Origin of the sequence: Bradyrhizobium vignae, from assembly GCF_900324035.1 — a bacterium.
GTDB classification, from domain to species: domain Bacteria; phylum Pseudomonadota; class Alphaproteobacteria; order Rhizobiales; family Xanthobacteraceae; genus Bradyrhizobium; species Bradyrhizobium vignae.
Map to the genome: position 1 here is coordinate 403,871 of NZ_LS398110.1, position 20,336 is coordinate 424,206.

Below are 20,336 nucleotides of genomic sequence, written 5' to 3' on the forward strand. Positions count from 1 at the left end.
TTTCGTCTCACTTCGTACCTTTCCAGCTCCCGTCCGGGTTCCGTAAGCCCGTCGAGGAGAGATTCAGCTTCAATCCGGTCAGGAATACCCAGGCCGGCGCCGGCCGATCTGCAAGCAGGGCCGCCTTGTGCTCGGGCAGACGGTAGCGCGATAGCGCCTGGGCGGCGGGCGAGCTGAGGGCGCGAAAGCTCTGTGGCGGACGATCGATCACTGCCATCGGCACCTGGGCGGCGATGCGCCGCCAGTCCTGCCAACGATGGAATTGAGCGAGATTGTCGGCGCCCATGATCCAGACGAAGCGCAAGCCAGGGAAACGGCGGCGCAAGGTGTTGATCGTGTCGATAGTATAGCGGGTGCGAATGACGGATTCGAGACAGCTCACCTCGATGCGCGGATCGTTGGCGACGTCGCGCGCCGCCTGCATGCGCGCGCCGAGCTCGTGCAGATTGCCGTTCTCCTTGAGCGGATTGCCAGGCGTGACCAGCCACCAAATGCGATCGAGCTGCAATCGCTTGAGCGCGAACCGGCTGATCGCGCGATGCGCCTGATGCGGCGGATTGAACGAGCCGCCGAGCAGGCCAATGCGCATACCCTCCGCATGGGGAGGGACTGCTTGCGCCACAAAACGCGGCACGACGAAATTGTTGCTCAATGCCCGCCCTGCAACCTTGCTTACGGCCGCGTTTGCCCTGTGCCGTGAACGCGATATTTGAAGCTCGTCAACTGCTCGGCGCCGACCGGGCCGCGGGCATGGAAGCGGCCGGTGGCGATGCCGATCTCGGCGCCGAAACCGAACTCGCCGCCATCGGCGAACTGCGTCGAGGCGTTGTGCAGCACGATCGCGGAATCGACCTCGCTGAGGAATTTCTTCGCCGCACGCTCGTCGGCGCTCACGATGGCATCGGTGTGATGCGAGCCGTGGTTCTGGATATGCGCGATCGCACCGTCGACGCCGTCCACCACCTTCGCCGCGATGATCGCGTCGAGATATTCGGTGTCCCAATCCTCGTCGTTTGCAGGCTTGACGCGCGCATCCGCTTTCTGCACGGCGTCGTCGCCGCGCACTTCGCAGCCGGCATCGAGCAGCATCTCGACCAGCGGCTTCAGGCTCGATGCAGCAGCGGCGCGATCCACCAGCAGCGTCTCGGCCGCGCCGCAGACGCCGGTGCGCCGCATCTTGGCATTGAGCACGATCGACTTCGCCATGGCGAGGTCGGCGCTGGCATCGACATAGACGTGGTTGACGCCTTCGAGATGCGCGAACACAGGCACGCGCGCTTCCTGTTCGACGCGCGCGACGAGGCTCTTGCCGCCGCGCGGCACGATCACGTCGATGGCCCCGTTCAACCCTGACAGCATCATGCCGACCGCCGCGCGGTCGCGCGTCGGCACCAGCGTGATCGCAGCTTCAGGCAGGCCGGCTTCGCGCAGGCCCTGCACCAGGCAATCATGGATCGCGCGGCAGGAGCGGAAACTGTCCGAGCCGCCGCGCAGGATCACGGCATTGCCCGACTTCAGGCACAGCACGCCGGCATCCGCCGCCACGTTCGGACGGCTCTCGAAGATCACGCCGACGACGCCGAGCGGCACCCGTACGCGCTCGATGGTCATGCCGTTCGGCCGCTGCCAGCTCTCCGTGACGACGCCGATCGGATCGGCAATGCCGCGCACGATGCCGATGCCCTCGGCCATCCCTTCGACCCGCGCCGGCGTCAGCGTCAGGCGGTCGATGAAGGCGGAGGTCGCATTGGCGGAGGCGCGGGCCTCCGCGACGTCCTCGGCATTGGCAGCAAGGATCGCCGCGGAGTTCGCCCGGATCGCCCGTTCCATGGCTTCGAGCGCCCGGTTCTTCTGCTCCGGCGGCGCCAGCGCCAGCACGCGCGCGGCAGCGCGGGCTTTGGTGGCGAGATCGGACATCAGCGCCAAGAGATCGCCAGTCCGATCGGCATTGCCGTCAACGGCTTTGAGGGGGGCGGCCATGGGGTCAAACCTTCTGCTAAGGCAGTGTCCTAGCACGGAAATCCCGCTTTTGCGAAGGGCGGGGAGGGTATGGCAGGGCTTCGGGCGGCGGCGTTCCGACCAGGTCAATGACCCAGCCCGACGTCATTCCGGGGCGGTGCGTCAGCACCGAACCCGGAATCTTGAGACTCCCCGGTGCGCAATTGCGCACCTGAGGTCTGGTCCCTCGGACCATCCCGGAATGACGAAGCAAAGGTCCTTACCCGCCCACCACCAGATCATCCCGGTGGATCATCTCCGCGCGGCCGCTGATGCCGAGGATGGTCATCACGTCAGGGGAGGAGCGCCCTTTGATCCGCTCGGCATCGTCAGCGTCATAGGCGATCAGGCCGCGGCCGACCTCGCTGCTGTCGGGGCCGCGCACGATCACGGCATCGCCCCGGGCGAATTGGCCCTCGACCTTGATCACGCCAGCCGGCAGCAGGCTGGCGCCGGCGCGCAGCGCGGTCACCGCGCCGGCGTCGATGGTCAGCGTGCCCTTCGGCTCCAGCGTGCCCGCGATCCAGCGTTTTCGCGAGGTGATGGGATTGGCGGGCGTGAGGAACCAGGTGCAGCGGCCGCCATCGGCGATCGCCTGCAAGGGATGCTCGATCTTGCCGGAGGCGATCAGCATGTGGGTGCCGCCTGTCGTCGCGATCTTGGCCGCCTCGACCTTGGTGCGCATGCCGCCGCGCGACAGCTCGGACTCGGCATCCCCCGCCACAGCCTCGATCTCCGAGGATATGCTGTCGACGACGGGAATCAGTTTGGCGTTCGGGTTGTTCTTCGGCGGGGCGTCGTAGAGCCCGTCGATGTCGGACAGCAGCACGAGCAGGTCGGCGCTCGCCATGGTGGCAACGCGCGCGGCGAGGCGGTCATTGTCGCCATAGCGGATCTCGGTAGTGGCGACCGTGTCGTTCTCGTTGATCACGGGGATCGCACGCCACTCCAGCAGCTTGCCGATGGTGGAGCGGGCATTGAGATAGCGGCGGCGCTCCTCGGTATCCTGCAGCGTGACCAGGATCTGGCCGGCGTCGATGCCGTGGGCCCCGAGCACCTCCGACCAGATCCGCGCCAGCGTGATCTGGCCGACTGCGGCAGCGGCCTGGCTCTCCTCGAGCTTCAGCGGGCCGCGCGGCAATTTCAGCCGGCTGCGGCCGAGCGCGATCGAGCCGGAGGAGACGACGAGGACGTCGCGCCCTTCCTTGTGCAGCTTGGCCATGTCATCGGCGAGCGCGGCGAGCCAGGACGCCCGCACCTCGCCCTTGTCGGAATCGACCAGCAGCGCCGAGCCGACCTTGACGACGATGCGGCGGAATTGACTGAGTTCGGGGCTGGCCATGGCGCGCTTGGAGATCTGCTCTGCATTGGAAACGGCGGAGCGGAGAGAGCGGCGCCGGTGAGGCCTGCTTTTGCAGCATGACGATGGCCGGCGCAAGGCGCCGAGATGGTAAACGGCCGAAGGCGGCCTTGTCTTGGACGCCGTTCCGGTTCTAATGCGGGCAACCAAAAAAACGGGGCCGGAGAGCAAACCTATGAACCGCCGCAAATTCATCACCGGATGCTTGGGGCTGCCGCTCCTAGCGCAGGCGGGCGGGGCGCAAGCGCAGGCCGGGCTGAGCAAGATCATCTTCCCCTTCGCGGCCGGAGCCGGCGGCGACACGCTGTGCCGGCTCATCGCACAGGAGATGGCCCCGGTGCTGCAACGGACCATCGTGGTCGAGAACCGCACCGGTGGTGACGGCCTGATCGGCATCAAGGCGGTGAAGGGCGCAAGCCCGGACGGCAGCATGGTGCTGGTGACGACGGGGCCGACCATGTACCTGCTGCCGATGGTGGAGACGACACCGAGCTTCGACACGTCGAAGGATTTCATGCCGGTGTCGCTGCTGGCGCGGTTCGAATTTGCGCTGGTGATCAACCCGGCGGTCGATGCCACCGATCTCAAGAGCTTTGTGACTTGGCTCAAGGCGCATCCGGACAGGACCTCGTTCGGGGTGCCGAGCAACGGCACCATTCCGCATTTCATGGGTTCCAAGCTGGAGAAGGATCTCGGCATTCCCCTGACCCGCGTGCCCTATCGCGGCAGCGCCCCGATCCTCAACGACCTCGTCGGCGGCCACATTGCTTTCGGCATCACCACGTTGGCCGACGCGCTGCCGCAACATCGCGCCAAGGGCGTGAAGATCATCGTGGTCGCGAGCGCGGCCCGCTCGCCCTTTGCGCCTGAGGTGCCCACTCTGAAGGAGAGCGGCATCGATCTCGTTGCCGATGCCTGGTACGGCATGTGGCTTCCGGCCGGCAGCCCGCCGGATTTCGCCGCCAAGCTCGGCGCTGCGGCAAGCGCGGCGCTCGCCAAGCCCGAGGTGAAGGAGAAGCTGACGGCGATCGGGCTCATTCCGGTCGGCAGCAATGCGGACGGGCTGTCGAAGGAGCTCGCCGCGAATACGGCGTTCTGGCAGCCGATCGTGAAGGCGACTGGATACAAGATCGAGAATTAGGCCTCGCTCACACTCCAAGAAAGCTGTGCCCTGTTCGCTACATCTTCGCGCGCTGGGCGAGGCCGTCCTTGATTGCGGCGAGCTCTTTCTCGTCCCAGATGCCGATCAGGATGCCGCCCTTCACCTGGAGCTGGTTGTCGGCATAGGAGGCGATTTTCTCGCGCGGTGTCGTGATGTGGTCGTTCGGGTGCAGCGCCCAGTCGAACAGCTCGGCCTGCAGCCGCGCAATGATGCTTGCGCATTCCGGGTCATCGCCGCGGTCGACGTATTCCTCCGGATCGGTTTCGAGGTCGTACAGCATCGGGCGGAAGCCGGAGGCGTGGATGTATTTCCAGCGGCCGTCGAACACCATGAACAGGCGGCAGCGCTCGATCGGCTGGTTCAGCTTCAGCCGCACGTCCTGCATGGCGTAGTCGTATTCGGAGAACGCCACCTTGCGCCAGTCTGATGGCGTGGGCCCGCGCAGCAGCGGCAGCAGCGAACGTCCTTCGAGGATGTGGCCCGGCACCTTGCCGCCGAAATAATCGACGAAGGTCGGCGCGAGATCGATGGCCTCGACCAACGCATCGCTGCGCGTGCCACGCGTGGCGTCGGCGTCCCTGGAGGGATCGATGATGATCAGCGGGATCTTGGCCGACTGCTCGTGGAACAGATCCTTTTCGCCCATCCAGTGATCGCCGAGATAATCGCCATGATCGGAGGTGAACACGATCATGGTGGTCTCCAGCAGTCCGCGCGCCTCCAGGAATTTCATCAGCACGCCCATCTGGTCGTCGATCTGGGTGATCAGGCCCATATAGGTCGGGATCACCTTCTCCCGCGCCTCGTCGCGCGCCATGTTGCGAGAGTAGCGCATGTCCATATAGGCACCGAACACCGGATGCGGATTCTGCCGCTCGCGCTCGGAGCGAATCGCCGGAATCATGTCTTCGCTCGAATACATGCTGGCGTAGGGCTCCGGCGCGATGTAGGGCCAGTGCGGCTTGATATACGACAGATGCAGGCACCACGGCCGACCGTCGGTCTCGGCCTCGCTGATGAAATCCATCGCGCGCCGCGTCATGTAAGGCGTTTCGGAATGCTCGTCGGGCACACGCGCGGCCTTGTCGGCGTGCACCAGCAGCCAGCCGTTCTGCAGCGAGCCGTCGTCAGCCGCACCCGAATTGGCCCAATGCTCCCACGGATTGGCGGCGTCAAAACCTTGGCTGCGCAAATACTCGTCGTATTTCGGCCGCGGCCGACCGGTCGGATGCAGGCCGTCGTCGCGCTCGTAAGGCTCGAAGCCGCACTCGGCGACGTGCACGCCGATGACGGATTCCGGCGGGATGCCGAGCGCCTTCATGCCTTCGAGATCGGGCGCCATGTGGGTCTTGCCGACCAGCACGTTGCGCACGCCGATCTTGCCCAGGTGATCGCCGAGCGTGGGCTCGCCGACACGCAGCGGCCAGCCGTTCCAGTGCGAGCCGTGCGAGCGCATGTAGCGCCCTGTGTAGAACGACATCCGTGACGGGCCGCAGATCGGCGATTGCACATAGGCCTTGGTGAAGAGCACGCCGCGCCTCGCCATGGCGTCGATGTTGGGTGTCTTCAGCGTGGGATGGCCGGTGCAGCCGAGATAGTCATAGCGAAGCTGGTCGCACATGATCCAGAGTACGTTCTTCGCGCGCGCCATGCTTTGTCTCCGCCCCTTCTTGATTTTCTGAATGCTGCTCTATCGATGGCGCGAAGACAACCTCTCCCGGAGGGCCCGGAGGGAGAGGTCGGCATAGGCCGCCTTTGGCGCCCGTACTTGGCAGAACGGCGAAGCAAGCTTCGGCTACGGCGCCGGGTGAGGGGTTGCGCTCTCTCGTGGGACCTGAGCCCCCTCACCCGATTTGCTGCGCAAATCGACCTCTCCCCGTTGGCGAGAGGTATGGAGAGAGCGCCGCCCGCCTTAAGCCGACCACGGCTCCGCTTCGGCGGCGCTCTTGGCTTTGGCCGAGACCGGGCTTTCGCCGATCACATCCGCAAGCGCCCGCAGTGCTTCCTTGACGCCCTGGCCGGTGACGCCGGACAGCAGCAGCGGCGTCTTCTTGGCGGCGCGCTTGAGGCGATCTTTCTGCTTCTTCAGTTCGTCCGGCTCGACCGCGTCGATCTTGTTCAGCGCGACGATCTCGACCTTGTCGGTGAGCTGCCCGCCATAGGCATCGAGCTCCTTGCGCACCGTCTTGTAGGCCTTGCCGGCGTGCTCGCTGGTTGCGTCGACGAGATGCAGCAGCACGCGGCAGCGTTCGACATGGCCGAGGAAGCGGTCGCCGAGGCCCGCGCCTTCATGCGCGCCCTCGATCAAGCCGGGAATATCCGCCAGCACGAATTCGCGGCCGTCGGCATTCACGACGCCGAGCTGCGGATGCAGCGTGGTGAAGGGATAGTCGGCGATCTTCGGCTTCGCCGCGCTGACCTTGGAGAGGAAGGTCGACTTGCCGGCATTGGGCAGGCCGACCAGGCCGGCGTCCGCGATCAGCTTCAGCCGCAGCCAGATCCAGCGCTCTTCGCCGGGCTGGCCGGGATTGGCGTTGCGCGGCGCGCGGTTGGTCGACGATTTGAAATGCGCATTGCCGAACCCGCCATTGCCGCCCTCGGCCAGCACGAATTTCTCGCCGACCTTGGTGAAGTCGTGGATCAGCGTCTCGCGATCCTCGTCGAAGATCTGCGTGCCCACGGGGACCTTCAGCACGATGTTCTTGCCATTGGCGCCGTGGCGGTCGGAGCCCATGCCGTTCTCGCCCTTCTGGGCCTTGAAGTGCTGCTGGTAGCGGTAGTCGATCAGCGTGTTGAGCCCGTCGGCGACCTCGATGATGACATTGCCGCCGCGGCCGCCATTGCCGCCGGAGGGACCGCCGAATTCGATGAACTTCTCGCGGCGGAACGCCACGCAGCCGTTTCCGCCGTCACCGGAGCGGATATAGACCTTTGCTTCGTCGAGGAATTTCATGGGCCATAGGTAGGCCAGCCGGTCCCGTGCGGCAACCCGGATCGATGCGCAAATCGGCCGAAATTCCGCGAATTTCGGCCCTTGCTTAACCAGCCGGTCGCCGTCTGAGCAGGAATTTCTGCGTGCCCTCCAGCACCAGCTCCTTGCGCTGGTTGAACACGGTGCTTTTGAGCGTCACCACGCCGGTGGTGCGCCCCGGCACCAGCTCCGTGACCTCGAGCGCCGGATAGATGGTGTCGTCGGCGAACACCGGCTTGAGAAACCGGCTCGATTGCTCGAGGAAGCCGACCAGGGACTCCTCGACCATGAATGGAAACAGGCCCGCGCCGGGCGCGGTGTGGATCAGGGTCTGGAAGCCGTGGGCGAGCAGATGTGGCATGCCGCGGGCGCGGCAATATTCCACGTCGTAGTGTACCGGATGAGTATCGCCGCTCGCGGTCTGGAATGCGGCGAACACTGCCGAGGTCTGGGTTCGGCTCGGCAGCACGAAACGTTCGCCGACGACGAAATCCTCAAACCAGCGTTGCGTCGGGATCATGCGATGCTGGGCCGGATCGAAATCGGTCATGTCAGGGCTCTTTCGTCGATGTCGCCTGTATCGCTACCGCGATGCGAAGAGTGCGACAATCGGTTCAATTTGGTGGATGTGGGCTTGTCCGTGTCGCTCTCGTCATTAAAACGGCCGCAAGCAAGATTACTGGCGACGCTCTTTCCCGTCATTGCGAGCGCAGCGAAGCAAATCCAGACGGTCGCTGCGGAAAGATTCTGGATTGCTTCGCTGCGCTCGCAATGACGATCTCTGACAGTCCGATCAATGCCCCTCTTCAAGAATCCCTCCGCCTATGACGATCGCTCCGCGCGCCTCGCCGGCATCGGACTCATGGTGCTGTCGATCTTCATGTTCTCGTTCGGCGACGCCATGGGCAAGTTCCTGGTCGGGACTTATTCGGTGGGGCAGCTCTTGTTCCTGCGCGCCTGCGCGGCGCTGCTCTTGCTGTCGCCGCTGATCTGGAAGCAGCGCCACCAGTTCCTGCATCTGGAGCGGCCGGGCCTGCAGCTGTTTCGCGTCGTGCTCTCGACGCTGGAGGTCGCGGCCTTCTTCCTCGCGACGGTCTATCTGCCGCTCGCCGACGTCATTACCTATTATCTCGCCGGTCCCATCTTCGTCACCGCAATGTCGGCGATCTTCTTAGGGGAGAGGGTCGGCTGGCGGCGCTGGACCGCGATCCTGATCGGCTTCTGCGGCGTGTTGATCGCGCTGCGCCCCTCGGCGCAGACGGTCAGCCTGCCGGCACTGATCGCACTCGGCGGCAGTCTCTCCTTCGCAACGCTGATGCTGATCACACGCAGCCTGCGCAAGACGCCCGACATCGTGATGGCATCGTCGCAATTCGTCGGCACGTTCTCGCTGGGCGCCGTGCTGTCGGCGTTCCACTGGGTGCCGCCGAGCCCCGGCAGTCTCGTGATCTTCGCGCTCGCCGGATGCGTCTCGGTGACCGCGCTGTTCTGCGTCAACCGCTCGCTCAAGCTCGCGCCGGCCAGCGTTGTCGTGCCCTATCAATATTCGATGATCGTCTGGGCCGTGATCTTCGGCTTCGTCGTGTTCGGCGACGTCCCATCCATCGCAACACTCGTCGGCGCCACGATCATCATCGGCGCCGGGTTCTACATTTACTTGCGCGAACGGGATTTGGGACGTCCGAGCAGCGAAGTGAATCCGCCAGCGTAGCTCTTACCCTCCCCTGGAGGGACCCTGGAGGGGGAGGGTCGATCGCGCGAAGCGCGAGCGGGGTGGGGTGATCTCTCCGCTCGGGGACTGCTTCCGCTGAGAGACTGTCACCCCACCCCGTCTCACATTTCGCTGCGCTCAATGTGAGCCGACCCTCCCCCTCCAGGGCCTCCAGGGGAGGGTAAGCTATCTCACCCGTCGCGCACTGCTCCAGCTCTTCAGTGAGGCCCACACGCCGCGTGACAGGCGGAAGCAGTCGACGGGCGTGGAGGAGCCCAGCGCCAGGAAGCGGTGCAGCTGCACGCCGCTCCACTGGAAGCCGCACTTTTCCAGCACCTTGCGCGAGGCCGGATTGGTGACGCGGGCGCCGGCATGGAGATGATCGTCCTCGAACTCCTCGAAGAAGAAGTCGATCGCGCCGCGTGCGGCCTCGGTGGCAAAGCCCTGGCCCCAATGCTCGACGCCGAGCCAGTAGCCGAGCTCGGCATTGCCGGGCTTGGAGCAATCGATGCCGACCATGCCGACCGGTCCGCTATCGTGCTCGATCAGGAACACGGTCTCGCTGCCGAGCTCGGCGGTGGCGCGGATGAATTCGGCGGCGTCGTCCTGCGAATAGGGATGCGGCAGGCGGCGCGTGTTCTCGGCGACACGGCGGTCGTTGGCGAGCCGGGCGATGGTCCTGACGTCGGCGAGGGTCGGCCGCCGCAAGGTCAGCCGCTCGGTGGCGACGACGCTGGGTCTCGCCTCCCGCAAGGTCACGCTCGAGAAATCCTGCAACATGTCCGGCTCCGTGAAAGTCACTAAGTCAAAGTGAGCAAAGAAAAGGGGAGGCCGGTTTCCCGCCTCCCCTGGAGCCTTCGATCTCTGTGATCTCTGGGACTCCGCCGGTTCAGTCGGGACCGGCGGACTCCAATTTGATCCACCGTCTATTCAGCAGCCTCTGCGATCGGGAGTACCGATACAAAGGTGCGGCCGTTGGCTTTGGCCTGGAACGCAACGCGGCCCTCGATCTTGGCGAACAAAGTGTGGTCCGTACCCATGCCGACATTAAGGCCGGGGTGCCAGGTGGTGCCGCGCTGACGCGCAATGATGTTGCCGGGAGTGACGATCTCCCCGCCGAACGCCTTGATACCGAGGCGCTTGCCCTTGGAATCGCGTCCGTTGCGCGATGAACCGCCTGCTTTTTTGTGAGCCATGGCTCGTCTCCGAAATCCTGCGTATCTCTAGATCAATTCCTTGACGGAATCATTTCAAAATTTCTCACGCCTCAATTCGTGAATTGGCGTGATCAATTCCGTTTTATTCGGCGGCTTCCGTTGCCGGCTCCTTGGCCACCTTCTCCTTCTTCGGACGCGGGCCCTTGGTGGGCTTGGCGCCATCCGTCAGGATCTCGCTGACGCGCAGCACGGTAATCTCGTCGCGGTAGCCACGCTTGCGGCGCGAGTTCTTGCGGCGGCGCTTCTTGAACGCGATGACCTTCGGGCCGCGCTTGTGGTCGAGCACCTCGACCGCGACGGACGCACCCGCGACCGTCGGAACGCCCAGCACCGGCGTGTCGCCGCCGACCACCAGAACTTCATTCAACTGCACGATCGAGCCGACTTCGCCTTCGATCTTGCCTACTTCCAAGACATCATCCGGCACGACGCGGTATTGCTTGCCGCCGGTTTTGATGACTGCGAACATCGTTTTTTTCCTTCGTGTTCAATCCCGGCCTCGCGACGGGTATCGTCCGGGCCGGCTTTTTGTCAGTCGCTACGGGTTATGCGAGTCTGCGCGGGCGGGAGTTATCCCTTTGAAAACCCAGGCAAAAACAAGCGGCGCGAGAAACGCCCCGCGCCGGCTGTGGGACTTATAGCCGCCGGGGCGGAGAGTCAAGGCAAACCGCCGAAAAGGGCCCGAATTTGAAGGATTTGAGCCATTTCCGAACGTTCGGAGAATCTCCGGCCCGCTCTGCAACCAACCGGTTCCCATCCCGTTGTGTCCTCGCAAATTGGACACGCGGGCAAGGGCTACCATGGCTACGGACGAGCTGGTCAAGACAACGGGTATCGCCCAGCACGGGGCGAGCCGCCTGCCGTCGGTCGATGTCGACAGCTTCAACATCGAGATCAAGGACGATGACGGCTTTCTCGGCGATCGCGCCAGCAAGGGGGCGTTTCGCGAGATCCTCGAGGAATGGCGCAAGCCGCTGCGCAAGAGCGGCGAGGATCCGTTCGGCGACGAGCCGTCCGACAAGCTCAGCAAGAAGTCCCTTGATGCCGTCCTGGTCGGCGACGACACCGAGGCAACGGCCGTCGTGCACAGCGCGATCGAGGACTTCGCGCAGGAGCTCGCTTACGTCACGCGGCGATTCCTCAAGACCAAGGCCTGGGCCAAGACCGAATGCATCGTGGTCGGCGGCGGCTTTCGCGCCAGCCGGCTCGGCGAAATTGCCATTGCCCGGGCCGAGATCATCCTGAAATCGGAAGGCTTCAAGGTCGACCTGGTGCCGATTCGATTCGATCCTGACGATGCCGGCCTGATCGGAGCCCTGCACCTCGCGCCCTCCTGGATTTTCGAGGCCTATGACAGCATTCTCGCCGTCGACATCGGCGGAACCAACATCCGCTGCGGCATCGTCGAGACACGGTGGAAGAAGGCGCCCGACCTGTCCAAGGCGGTGGTCTTCAAATCCGATCTGTGGCGTCACGCCGATGACGAGCCGAGCCGCGAAGTCGCGGTGAAGCGGCTGGTCAAGATGCTCGAAGGCCTGATCGAAGACGCCGAGGCCGAAGGCTTCAAGCTCGCGCCGTTCATAGGCATCGCCTGTCCCGGAGTGATCAACGCGGACGGCTCGATCGAGAAGGGCGCGCAGAATCTCCCCGGCAATTGGGAGAGCAGCAAGTTCAACCTGCCGGCGAGCCTCATCGAAGCCATCCCGCAGATCGGCGAGCACGATGCTGCGATCGTGATGCACAATGACGGTGTCGTTCAGGGGCTGTCGGAAGTGCCGTTCATGCAGCACGTCGATCGTTGGGGCGTGCTCACCATCGGCACCGGGCTCGGCAATGCGCGCTTCACCAACCGCCGCAAGGAGAACGGCAACGGAAAAGACCGGGATTCCACGGAGAACGGGAAGAAAAAGGGTAAAGCGGACTAGCTAGCGTTTTCGAGCGAAGTGGAGACCGGTTCGCGTCAAGAAAACGCGTCAGACGAGGACCTGAAGCCCGTCCGGGCTCCAGAGTAACCTTGACCGGTTAGGTTAAGGACCGGATTGCGTTGCGCCATGCGGACTACACGCTAGGGTCGAATCGTCGCTTCCACTCGGCCGGCGAAGCCGCCCTTCCCGGCCAGTATTTCAATGAGCGGCACGGGACCGCCAGTGTTTACCGCGTCTGGCGGTCCCACCCCGTTCTCATCCCCTCAGCTCCAGCCGGCGCGCTGAAAGAACGCCGCGATCTCGGCTGCCGCGCGATCGGGATCTTCCCGATGCGGGAAGTGGCCGACGCCGGGAAACATCGCAAGATCGAGCGTGCTGAACGTCTCGCCCAGCCGATCGGTCCACGCATAGGGAAACAGCGGATCGTGCTCGGCCCAGCGCACGCAGGTCGGCACCTCAATCGTTGGAAGCGGTAGCGCTTCGCCTTTCATCATCGCGATCCGGCCGGCATGCGAGGCGCGATAATGCGCAAAGCCGCCGGCGAGATTGCCGTCTTTGAAGAAATTGTCGGCGAAGGCGTCGAGGACGTCGTCGAAGGCGCCCTTCCGGTGCGCCCAGCACTTGAGGAAATGGCCGATATAGAGCCGGCAGCTCTCGCGGCTCGCGCCGATCAGCGCAGGCGCAATCTCCATCTGGTGGAAGGACTGGTACCAGATGTGGTTGAGCCTATCAGGCGCGGCCATGCGCGGCCCGATCCCGGGATAGACGAAGTCGAAGAAGAAAAGCCCGGCGAGCCGCCCGGGCGCCTGGCGGGCCAGCGGCTGCATCATGGCGCCGCCGACGTCATGGCCGACCACGCCGAATCGGTCGATGCCGAGCCCGTCCATCAGCGCCAGCATGTCCGCCGCGTGGCCTTCCGGCCCGTAAGGGCCATCGGGCTTGTCGCTGTCGCCGAAGCCGCGAAGGTCCGGCGCTACGAGCATGAAGCGATCCGAAAGACGCGCCATGACCGGCTCCCAGGTCAGCCAGAATTCCGGCCAGCCATGCAGCAAAAGCAGCGGTTTGCCCTTTCCAGCGCGGACCAGGTGGAAATCGGCGCCATTGGCCGAGATCGTCAGATGCTCCATGGCGGTTCCTTTCGGGGCAAAAGCGTTTTCCAGCGAAGTGGCCACCGGTTCGCGTCAAGAAAACGCGTCAAAACAAAAATCCAGGGCTCCGTTCCGGTTCATCGGAGCGGAGCTCCAGGCCAAGAGGGACGACAAGGGCTGAACGAGGCAGCGGATTTTCCCCTTTGGCGCCTTGTCTGGCCCGCCATCCTCGCCTATTAACGCCCCCAACCACAGGGGCCGCAGCTCCTATATGGCGCCTTCAGGAGAGGTGGCAGAGTGGTTGAATGCACCGCACTCGAAATGCGGCATAGGTGCAAGCCTATCGGGGGTTCGAATCCCTCCCTCTCCGCCATAATAAAACGTGTCCGGCCCGGAGACATGGGTAACGAAACGTACCTAAGAGATGGGTGACAACCTCGTGCCGATCGGGTTGTCGCGGGGTTTCAAAGTCATCTGCTCCAAGTTCGCTTCAAATTGAGATGGCCTGCAATCTGCTGCATTTCAGCGTGACGCATTCATGGCACGGCTATTTTTGCTCGGCTCGCGCTATCGCCGTCAACCCCGCGCGTGCCGCGCCCCTTCGGGCTTCGGGGGTTGACCGCGACAGCGGAGCCAAGCAAGTGGCCTTCCATGCCAAGAATGCACAAGAGCGCGTCTCCGTCAGGGCGCCGTGGTCGTGGCGGGGACATCGGTGATGGGCCTCGGACCGAACGGGTTGTCGAGAGGTTGCAAGGTCTTCTGTTCGAGATCGAAATAGCCGAGATCGTAATGCATGAAGCTGACGAGCCAGATGCCCTCGTCGACCTCCTTGATGCCGAGCTTCTGGCCAGCCAGGACGGTTGAGATGTTGATCCTCTTGCGATGCAGGCAGAGGCGGCCGCAGGCAGTGACGACGACGTCGCGGTCGTGGAAGGGATAGCTCAACTCCGGCAGGCCGGCATAGGCCCGCGCTGAGGCCGTGTAGACCTCGGCAGGGCACTTCATGCCGAGCGCCTCGTGGGGGCGCTCGGTATTGAACTCGTGCACGAAGGCATCGAAGCGCTCCTGCTGTTGCAGGCTGTTGAAGCCAGGCGGCCTGGTGGCCTCCTTCTTGAGGGTGAGGTGCATGCGCTCGTGCCGGCCATTTTGTTGCGGATGACCTGGCTTGATGCGCTCGATGGCGATACCGAGGCGGAGCCACCATACCGAGAGCTTGGAAAGATTGAACAAGGCATTGGGACTGGCAAACGGCACGCCATTGTCGGACCGAATGGCAAGCGGCAGGCCGCGCTCGCGGAACAGGCGCTCGAAGGCGGTCATGGCAGGCTCCTCGCGCGTGGAGTCGAGCGCCTCGCACAGCAGCAGGAAGCGCGCGGCATGATCGCTGACGGTCAGCGGGAAGCAGTAATGGCTGTTGCCAAGCTTGAACTCGCCTTTGAAGTCGGCGCACCAGACATCGTTCGGGGCAGTCCCTTGCGATAGCGACGTGCCGCGCGCGCGATGGCGCGGCCCGCCGCCCCGCCTGACCAGGCCGTGGCGATCGAGCACCGCATGAATGGTGCTTTTGGCCGGCACCCGGACATCGCCGTCGAGCCGTCGCACCAGGAGTTCGCGGATCTTGCGGGCCCCCCAATGCGGCTTCTCGGCCTTGAGCTGGACAATCAGCGTCTCGATCTGGGCCGGCAGTTGATTGGCGTAGCGAACCGGCCGCCTGGAGCGGTCGCTCAGCGCCTCCAGGCCATGTTCCTTGTAGCGATCGAAAATCTTGTAGCCGGTCTTACGGGAGATGCCGAACTCCCGGCAGACATCCGTCATGGCTTCCCCGTCCAACAGGCGGGCGACAAAGCGAAGGCGCTCCTCCATTACCGAACTCGCTTTCCACGGCATCCACACCTCCCGCAGAACAAAAGCGGAAAGTGTAACCCATGTGCCCGGTACGTTCTGTCACCTATGTCTCGGGCCGCTCAACGGCTTCAGGAAAGCCCCGCAAAATCCGGCCTTACCGCACGCCAGAGGTGTCTGGTGTAGCCCCTGCATGGCTTGCCAAGAGAGGCAATGCTAAATCCGAACGTCATTGTCTGCGAGCCTATTGCCTTCCCGACGCCGAATTCATGGCGCGCGACCAGTATCAGGACTTCATCGATGGATTCGGATTCCGCCGAACCCTGCTCTGTCACGGCGATGTTCCGCTCCAGCGCAAGATCGACATGGACTTCGTGCGCCGCTTCCATCTGCTGTCCTCGACAGAACCGGTCGCGCCGGACTTCTGCCTGGCGGATACATCCGAGCTGGAGTTCAAGACCCAGGAGGGAAGTTCGCTACGCGTTTCGCATCCTCTGTTGAAGTCAGCGTATCTCACGCTCGGGAGGGCATGGCCATCGACGCTGACGTTCGATGAATTGGTCGATGAAGCGACCCGCCAGCTGGACCCGCAACTGCCCTCGGCAGAGGATGTTCAGTTACTGGTGGAGGCAATGTTCGTTCTTGCCTGCAGCGGAGAGGTCGGCTTCTTCCTGTCGCGCCCCAAGCTGACACGGCATGTCAGCGACCGGCCTCTCGCCAGCCCGGTCGCACGCATGCAATCGCAGAGCGACACCATGGTTACGAACATGTTGCATCAGACCGTTCGTCTGGAAGATGAGCGTGGATGCCAGGCTCTTCAGCTTCTCGACGGCTCGAGAAGTTTCGATGAGCTGGTCGAAGTGATTTGTGGCGGCATGGCAAATGCCGCTGACCGACATCAGTCCTCGGTAGAGCGGGTAGATCCGGCGGCCGTGGCGGGAGACCTCCGTCAATTCCTGCAAACGGCCGCCAAACTTGGGCTGCTGATTGGCTAGCGTTCAATTCTTGAGGCAACGGATGGGTTGCTCCGAGCAGCGGTGCTATCCGCATGAAGAGGCATTGATTACCCGATCGGAGAGTCCTGTCCGCACTGTCCATATTGGAAGCGCAGGAATCGTTGGACCGGGAAGCTCGATTCGAACTGAGGCGGCTGGTCCGGCGCAAGTTACGTCTTGCGACCGGCCAGCACCCGCCGCAGCACGTCCCACATCCGCGGCTCGTTCATGTGCGCGACGTTGAATCGCATGAAGCTCGTGGCCGTCTGCGCCATGCTGAACACGTTGCCCGGCGCGAGCACGACGTTCTCCTCGAGTGCGGCGCGCGCAACGGCCGTGGCGTCCAGCCCATCGGAAAAGCGGCACCAGAGGAAGAAGCCGCCGCGCGGCATCAGCCAAGGCTCGATTCCCAGCGCCTGAAGTTTGCGCGCGATGTCGCTGCGGGTGCGGGTGAGCTTCCGTCTCAGTTCATCCATGTGCTTGCGATAGCTGCCGCCGGCCAGCACATTGGCGATGATGTCGGTCGCAACCGGGCTCGGTCCGCCAAAGCTTGTCGCGACCTGGAGGTCGACCAATTGCTCGATCCAGTCGGCGCGTCCCGCGATATAGCCGCAGCGCACCGAGGCCGACAGCGTCTTGGAGAAACTGCCGATGCGGATCACGCGATTGAGCCCGTCGAGTGCGGCAAGGCGCGGCGAGCGCTCCGGCTCGAAATCGCCGAAGATGTCGTCCTCGATGATGGTGAGATCGTGCGCGGCCGCCGCTGTCAGAAGCCGGTGCGCGGTCTGCAGCGACGTCGTCGCGCCGGTCGGGTTGTGCAGGGCTGAGTTGGTGATGTAGAGCCGCGGCCGTTCGCTGGCGAGGATCTGTTCGAAGCGCGCGACGTCGGCGCCCGACGGCGTGGTGGGCACGCTGATGATCTTCGCCTGATGCGCGCGCAGCAGCGCCCGAAAATTGAAGTAGCAGGGATCGTCGACCAGCACCGTGTCGCCGGGGCGGAGCAGGAAGCGGCAGATCAGGTCGGTTGCCTGCGTGCCGGAACCCGTCAGCATCAGCTGGTTGACCGAGGCCTCGATCTCGTCTTCGGCGAGTCGCTTCAGCAGCAGCCGGCGCAGAGCGGGCGAGCCGGACGTCGTGCCGTAATTGGTCGAGACGCTCGCATCCGTGCGGGCAAGTGCGCGCGCGGCGCGGCGCAAGGCGTCCTCCGGCATCCAGTCGGGCGGCAGCCAGCCGCAGCCGGGCTTGACCACGCTCGCGTCGGCATCGAGCGATTGCCTGGATACCCAGAACGGGTCGACCGCGCGGTCGCGGCGCGGCTCGGCTTCGGTCAAGGCCAGCGGCGGCATGACGCTCGGCGAAACATAGAAACCCGAGCCGCGGCGGGCGCGGATCAGGCCTTCGGCCGCCAGGCGATCATAGGCTTCCACCACAGTGGACGGCGAAACGCCCATGGCCGCGGCAAGACGGCGGATCGATGGCAGCCGGTCGCCGGCACCGAGCGCGCGGGCAGCGACCCTCGCGCGGATCGCACTCATCACGTCGATCGTCCGCGTTCCGTTGCGCCCCTTTGTCTGCGCCTCGCCGTCCAAACTGTGCGACCTTCCATATCAATACAGTTTGGCAGAATTGTACTGAATTGTCGCTGTCCTTGCCATCGCGGAAGTCCGAAGATCGCCGTCCAAAAGGGGGGGCCATGCACTCTACCGCCACCGGCTGGGGCCACGGGCTTCTCGGCGTCATCATCTTCAGCGGCTCGCTGCCGGCAACGCGCGTGGCCGTCGGCGGCTTCTCCGCGCTGTTCCTGACGTCCGCGCGCGCCGTCATCGCGGCGTTGATCGGGGCGGCGGTGCTAGTCGTGCTCCGTCAGACCCGACCGCAGCGGCACGATCTCGCCTCGCTCGCCATCGTCGCCATCGGCGTCGTGGTCGGCTTCCCCCTGCTGACCGCGCTCGCGCTCCAGCACATCACCTCGGCGCGTTCCATCGTCTTCATCGGCCTGTTGCCGCTGTCGACCGCGATCTTCGGCGTGCTGCGCGGCGGCGAGCGGCCGCAGCCGCTGTTCTGGCTGTTCGCCGTGCTCGGCAGCGCCACGGTGGCCGGCTTTGCCCTCTCCGGCGACGGCGCGGCGTCGCTCACCGGCGATCTCCTGATGGTGGCCGCGATCGTGCTGTGCGGCCTCGGCTATGCCGAAGGCGCCGCGCTGTCGCGCCGCCTCGGTGGCTGGCAGGTGATCTCCTGGGCGCTGCTGCTCGCGCTGCCGTTGATGCTGGCGCTCGCCATCCTGACGTGGCCGCCCGCCTGGAGCGGCGTCGACGTGCCCGCCTGGATCGGGCTCGCCTATGTCTCGGTCTTCAGCATGTTCGTCGGCTTCATCTTCTGGTACCGCGGGCTCGCAATCGGGGGCATTGCGCGCGTCGGCCAGCTTCAGCAGCTGCAGCCATTCTTCGGCCTCGCGCTCGCAGGTCTTCTGCTGCACGAGCCCGTGGCCTGGAGCATGATCGCCGCGACCGCGCTCGTGGTCGTCTGCGTCGTCTTCGCGCGGCGGTTTGCCTGAAGCCTATCGGCCTCACGCCTGCCCCATCACGGTCCGGGTCAGCGCGCTCCTCGCAAACTTCTTCAGCGGCATCGGCTTGCCGAACAGGAAGCCCTGCACGAGGTCGAATCCGAGCTCGTTCGCCGCGACGAGGTCGGCGCGGCTCTCGACTCCTTGCGCCACCGCGCGTGCGCCGAAGCTCTGGGCCAGCTCGACGATGTGACGGCACACCGTGCGCTTGAGCCGGTCATTGCCGCTGCCGGTGACGAACTGCCGGTCGGCCTTCAGCCTGACGAAGGGAATCCTGTCGAGGCCCATCAGCTCCGGCCAATCGGCGCCGAGATTGTCGACGGCCAAGCCGATGTTGTGCAGACCGACCTCGCGCGCCACCTCGGTCAGGTGGTCGAGATCGCGGGTCGCTTCCTGGCTGTCGATCTCGACGGTCAGTCCGCCGAAGGCCGGATGCGTCGGCACGCGGCGGCAGAGATCGCGCACGGCCTGCGGTTCCCTGAGATAGCAGGCGGGCAGATTGATCGACAGATCGACCGGGCTTTGTTGCTCCAGCAGATAATGCCAGTCTTGCAAGGCACGATCGATCACGAACTCCGAGAGCTCCCGAAAATGCGGATCGTGCGGCTCCGGGATGAAGTAGGCCGGCGGCACCACGCCCCAGGTCGGATGCCGCATCCGCACCAAGGCCTCGGCGCCGCTGCGCACCAGCGTGCGCGCGTCGATCTTGGGCTGGTACCACAGCTCGAGCCAGCCGGCGTGCAAGGCTTCTCCGACATGCACGGCCGGGCTCGGCGCCGGCTCCTCCGGCAGCAGCATCGCAACGCGCTCGCGCAGCGTCTCCGCGGCAAAGGGCGTCGTGAGCGGCGGCAGCATCGCAAGGCCATATTCCTCACCGACCTGCCGCACGGCTTTGACGATGATCGACTCGCGGGCGCCGACGGCGAGAACCCTGCCGGCAAATGCCTCGCGCACCAATATCTCGAGGAATCGTCCCGGCTCGATGCCATCGGCGGCGACGCCGAGCAGGATCAGGTCCGGCAGTTCGGTGGCGAGCACGGTCTTCAGCTCATCGGCGCTGGCACATTCGCAGGTGACGAAGCCGAGATCCTCGAGCACCTCGCTGAGAAAGGCGCGCAAGTGACGCTTGCTGTCGGCCACGCAAGCGCGCGGCGTCACCTTTCGCCGTCCGAAGGTCACAGGCCTCCGGCCGACGAGTTCAGTCATCCCATCGTTCATTACACCACTCCCGTTCCGTGACGTTTTCTTAAACGCTGAGCGTGGGTTCAAATAAGGAGAGCTTCACATCGTTCTTGAATAATTTGAGTAACGTTAAGCCCTGCAATTCGAGCTAATTTGTCGACAGAATCTTCGAGAAGAATTCGCATACCCGAGCACCACACAGGCAACGACAAGTCAGCGCAGGCGAAATCTTCCTCGCGCGTCCGACTGTCGTTGCTTGCCGATGAACTGAGACGAGCGACGCGGTTGCATCGCCATCCGGTTCAACGATGACGCTTCCGCA

18 protein-coding genes and 1 tRNA gene are annotated in these 20,336 nt (G+C 64.4%); 6 read left to right on the forward strand and 13 right to left on the reverse strand.

Translation table 11 applies throughout. The features are described 5' to 3' along the window. Positions 1-7: 7 nt before the first annotated feature. From BRAD3257_RS01965 to proB, 3 genes are all read right to left on the reverse strand, one after another. Positions 8-652, reverse strand: a complete 645-nt coding sequence (locus BRAD3257_RS01965; RefSeq protein ID WP_162500066.1) for a nicotinate-nucleotide adenylyltransferase — start codon at positions 650-652, stop codon at positions 8-10. 20 nt (positions 653-672) lie between these two features. Beyond that, on the reverse strand, positions 673-1,980 hold the full coding sequence (locus tag BRAD3257_RS01970; protein ID WP_122400427.1) for a glutamate-5-semialdehyde dehydrogenase: 1,308 nt from the start codon (positions 1,978-1,980) through the stop codon (positions 673-675). A 238-nt stretch (positions 1,981-2,218) separates the two neighbouring features. Then, on the reverse strand, positions 2,219-3,340 hold the full coding sequence (proB, locus tag BRAD3257_RS01975; RefSeq protein WP_122400428.1) for a glutamate 5-kinase: 1,122 nt from the start codon (positions 3,338-3,340) through the stop codon (positions 2,219-2,221). A 193-nt stretch (positions 3,341-3,533) separates the two neighbouring features. Between proB and BRAD3257_RS01980 the strand changes: the two genes are divergently transcribed. Then, on the forward strand, positions 3,534-4,499 hold the full coding sequence (locus tag BRAD3257_RS01980) for a Bug family tripartite tricarboxylate transporter substrate binding protein (protein WP_162500067.1): 966 nt from the start codon (positions 3,534-3,536) through the stop codon (positions 4,497-4,499). 37 nt (positions 4,500-4,536) lie between these two features. Here the strand turns inward: BRAD3257_RS01980 and BRAD3257_RS01985 are convergent, their stop codons facing one another. From BRAD3257_RS01985 to BRAD3257_RS01995, 3 genes are all read right to left on the reverse strand, one after another. Next, positions 4,537-6,171 carry an alkaline phosphatase family protein gene (locus BRAD3257_RS01985; RefSeq protein ID WP_122400430.1) on the reverse strand — a complete coding sequence of 545 codons (1,635 nt, stop codon included), beginning with the start codon at positions 6,169-6,171 and terminating at the stop codon, positions 4,537-4,539. Positions 6,172-6,432: 261 nt separating this feature from the next. Further along, the gene (gene obgE / locus BRAD3257_RS01990; RefSeq protein ID WP_122400431.1) at positions 6,433-7,473 is read right to left on the reverse strand and encodes a GTPase ObgE; all 1,041 of its coding nucleotides are present in this window, start codon (positions 7,471-7,473) and stop codon (positions 6,433-6,435) included. 85 nt (positions 7,474-7,558) lie between these two features. Continuing rightward, a complete protein-coding gene (locus BRAD3257_RS01995; RefSeq protein ID WP_122400432.1) occupies positions 7,559-8,041 on the reverse strand; it encodes a MaoC family dehydratase in 483 nt (160 codons plus the stop codon). A gap of 246 nt (positions 8,042-8,287) precedes the next feature. On the opposite strand from BRAD3257_RS01995, the gene BRAD3257_RS02000 reads away from it, so the two are divergent. Further along, entirely contained in the window at positions 8,288-9,202 is a 915-nt protein-coding gene (locus BRAD3257_RS02000) for a DMT family transporter (RefSeq protein WP_122400433.1), read from the forward strand. Between the two features lie 186 nt (positions 9,203-9,388). Here BRAD3257_RS02000 and BRAD3257_RS02005 read toward each other — a convergent pair whose 3' ends face one another. The 3 genes from BRAD3257_RS02005 to rplU all read right to left on the reverse strand — a co-directional run bounded on the left by BRAD3257_RS02005 (position 9,389) and on the right by rplU (position 10,888). Beyond that, positions 9,389-9,982 carry a GNAT family N-acetyltransferase gene (locus BRAD3257_RS02005; RefSeq protein ID WP_162500068.1) on the reverse strand — a complete coding sequence of 198 codons (594 nt, stop codon included), beginning with the start codon at positions 9,980-9,982 and terminating at the stop codon, positions 9,389-9,391. 146 nt (positions 9,983-10,128) lie between these two features. Beyond that, entirely contained in the window at positions 10,129-10,398 is a 270-nt protein-coding gene (gene rpmA, locus BRAD3257_RS02010) for a 50S ribosomal protein L27 (RefSeq protein ID WP_008538809.1), read from the reverse strand. A gap of 103 nt (positions 10,399-10,501) precedes the next feature. Beyond that, the gene (gene rplU, locus BRAD3257_RS02015; RefSeq protein WP_027572946.1) at positions 10,502-10,888 is read right to left on the reverse strand and encodes a 50S ribosomal protein L21; all 387 of its coding nucleotides are present in this window, start codon (positions 10,886-10,888) and stop codon (positions 10,502-10,504) included. A 331-nt stretch (positions 10,889-11,219) separates the two neighbouring features. Between rplU and BRAD3257_RS02020 the strand changes: the two genes are divergently transcribed. After that, positions 11,220-12,344, forward strand: coding sequence for an ROK family protein (locus BRAD3257_RS02020; RefSeq protein ID WP_122400435.1), 1,125 nt, complete (start codon positions 11,220-11,222; stop codon positions 12,342-12,344). A 263-nt stretch (positions 12,345-12,607) separates the two neighbouring features. On the opposite strand, the gene BRAD3257_RS02025 is transcribed toward BRAD3257_RS02020, so the two are convergent. Then, positions 12,608-13,471, reverse strand: a complete 864-nt coding sequence (locus BRAD3257_RS02025) for an alpha/beta fold hydrolase (RefSeq protein ID WP_122400436.1) — start codon at positions 13,469-13,471, stop codon at positions 12,608-12,610. Positions 13,472-13,715: 244 nt separating this feature from the next. On the opposite strand from BRAD3257_RS02025, the gene BRAD3257_RS02030 reads away from it, so the two are divergent. Beyond that, positions 13,716-13,805 (forward strand) — tRNA-Ser (locus BRAD3257_RS02030). A gap of 308 nt (positions 13,806-14,113) precedes the next feature. Here the strand turns inward: BRAD3257_RS02030 and BRAD3257_RS02035 are convergent. After that, complete coding sequence (locus tag BRAD3257_RS02035; RefSeq protein ID WP_122400437.1) at positions 14,114-15,319, reverse strand: integrase core domain-containing protein; 1,206 nt, start codon at positions 15,317-15,319, stop codon at positions 14,114-14,116. Between the two features lie 224 nt (positions 15,320-15,543). Between BRAD3257_RS02035 and BRAD3257_RS02040 the strand changes: the two genes are divergently transcribed. Next, positions 15,544-16,269 carry a hypothetical protein gene (locus BRAD3257_RS02040; protein WP_122400438.1) on the forward strand — a complete coding sequence of 242 codons (726 nt, stop codon included), beginning with the start codon at positions 15,544-15,546 and terminating at the stop codon, positions 16,267-16,269. Between the two features lie 170 nt (positions 16,270-16,439). Here the strand turns inward: BRAD3257_RS02040 and BRAD3257_RS02045 are convergent, their stop codons facing one another. Next, positions 16,440-17,804: an aminotransferase-like domain-containing protein gene (locus tag BRAD3257_RS02045; protein WP_430648810.1), complete on the reverse strand. Its 1,365-nt coding sequence runs from the start codon at positions 17,802-17,804 to the stop codon at positions 16,440-16,442. Positions 17,805-17,962: 158 nt separating this feature from the next. Between BRAD3257_RS02045 and BRAD3257_RS02050 the strand changes: the two genes are divergently transcribed. After that, positions 17,963-18,823: a DMT family transporter gene (locus BRAD3257_RS02050; protein WP_122400440.1), complete on the forward strand. Its 861-nt coding sequence runs from the start codon at positions 17,963-17,965 to the stop codon at positions 18,821-18,823. 12 nt (positions 18,824-18,835) lie between these two features. On the opposite strand, the gene BRAD3257_RS02055 is transcribed toward BRAD3257_RS02050, so the two are convergent. Then, on the reverse strand, positions 18,836-20,050 hold the full coding sequence (locus tag BRAD3257_RS02055; protein WP_122400441.1) for an EAL domain-containing response regulator: 1,215 nt from the start codon (positions 20,048-20,050) through the stop codon (positions 18,836-18,838). Positions 20,051-20,336 lie beyond the last annotated feature (286 nt).

Coding starts and splice junctions, on each gene's coding strand:
- BRAD3257_RS01995 (WP_122400432.1), bottom strand. CDS start 8,041: ATGACCGATTTCGATCCGGCCCAGCATCGCATGATCCCGACGCAACGC.
- BRAD3257_RS02055 (WP_122400441.1), bottom strand. CDS start 20,050: ATGAACGATGGGATGACTGAACTCGTCGGCCGGAGGCCTGTGACCTTC.
- proB (WP_122400428.1), bottom strand. CDS start 3,340: ATGGCCAGCCCCGAACTCAGTCAATTCCGCCGCATCGTCGTCAAGGTC.
- rplU (WP_027572946.1), bottom strand. CDS start 10,888: ATGTTCGCAGTCATCAAAACCGGCGGCAAGCAATACCGCGTCGTGCCG.
- BRAD3257_RS01970 (WP_122400427.1), bottom strand. CDS start 1,980: ATGGCCGCCCCCCTCAAAGCCGTTGACGGCAATGCCGATCGGACTGGC.
- BRAD3257_RS02050 (WP_122400440.1), top strand. CDS start 17,963: ATGCACTCTACCGCCACCGGCTGGGGCCACGGGCTTCTCGGCGTCATC.
- BRAD3257_RS02005 (WP_162500068.1), bottom strand. CDS start 9,982: ATGTTGCAGGATTTCTCGAGCGTGACCTTGCGGGAGGCGAGACCCAGC.
- BRAD3257_RS01980 (WP_162500067.1), top strand. CDS start 3,534: ATGAACCGCCGCAAATTCATCACCGGATGCTTGGGGCTGCCGCTCCTA.
- BRAD3257_RS02035 (WP_122400437.1), bottom strand. CDS start 15,319: ATGCCGTGGAAAGCGAGTTCGGTAATGGAGGAGCGCCTTCGCTTTGTC.
- BRAD3257_RS02040 (WP_122400438.1), top strand. CDS start 15,544: ATGGCGCGCGACCAGTATCAGGACTTCATCGATGGATTCGGATTCCGC.
- BRAD3257_RS01985 (WP_122400430.1), bottom strand. CDS start 6,171: ATGGCGCGCGCGAAGAACGTACTCTGGATCATGTGCGACCAGCTTCGC.
- BRAD3257_RS02000 (WP_122400433.1), top strand. CDS start 8,288: ATGCCCCTCTTCAAGAATCCCTCCGCCTATGACGATCGCTCCGCGCGC.
- BRAD3257_RS02020 (WP_122400435.1), top strand. CDS start 11,220: ATGGCTACGGACGAGCTGGTCAAGACAACGGGTATCGCCCAGCACGGG.
- rpmA (WP_008538809.1), bottom strand. CDS start 10,398: ATGGCTCACAAAAAAGCAGGCGGTTCATCGCGCAACGGACGCGATTCC.
- BRAD3257_RS02025 (WP_122400436.1), bottom strand. CDS start 13,471: ATGGAGCATCTGACGATCTCGGCCAATGGCGCCGATTTCCACCTGGTC.
- obgE (WP_122400431.1), bottom strand. CDS start 7,473: ATGAAATTCCTCGACGAAGCAAAGGTCTATATCCGCTCCGGTGACGGC.
- BRAD3257_RS02045 (WP_430648810.1), bottom strand. CDS start 17,804: ATGAGTGCGATCCGCGCGAGGGTCGCTGCCCGCGCGCTCGGTGCCGGC.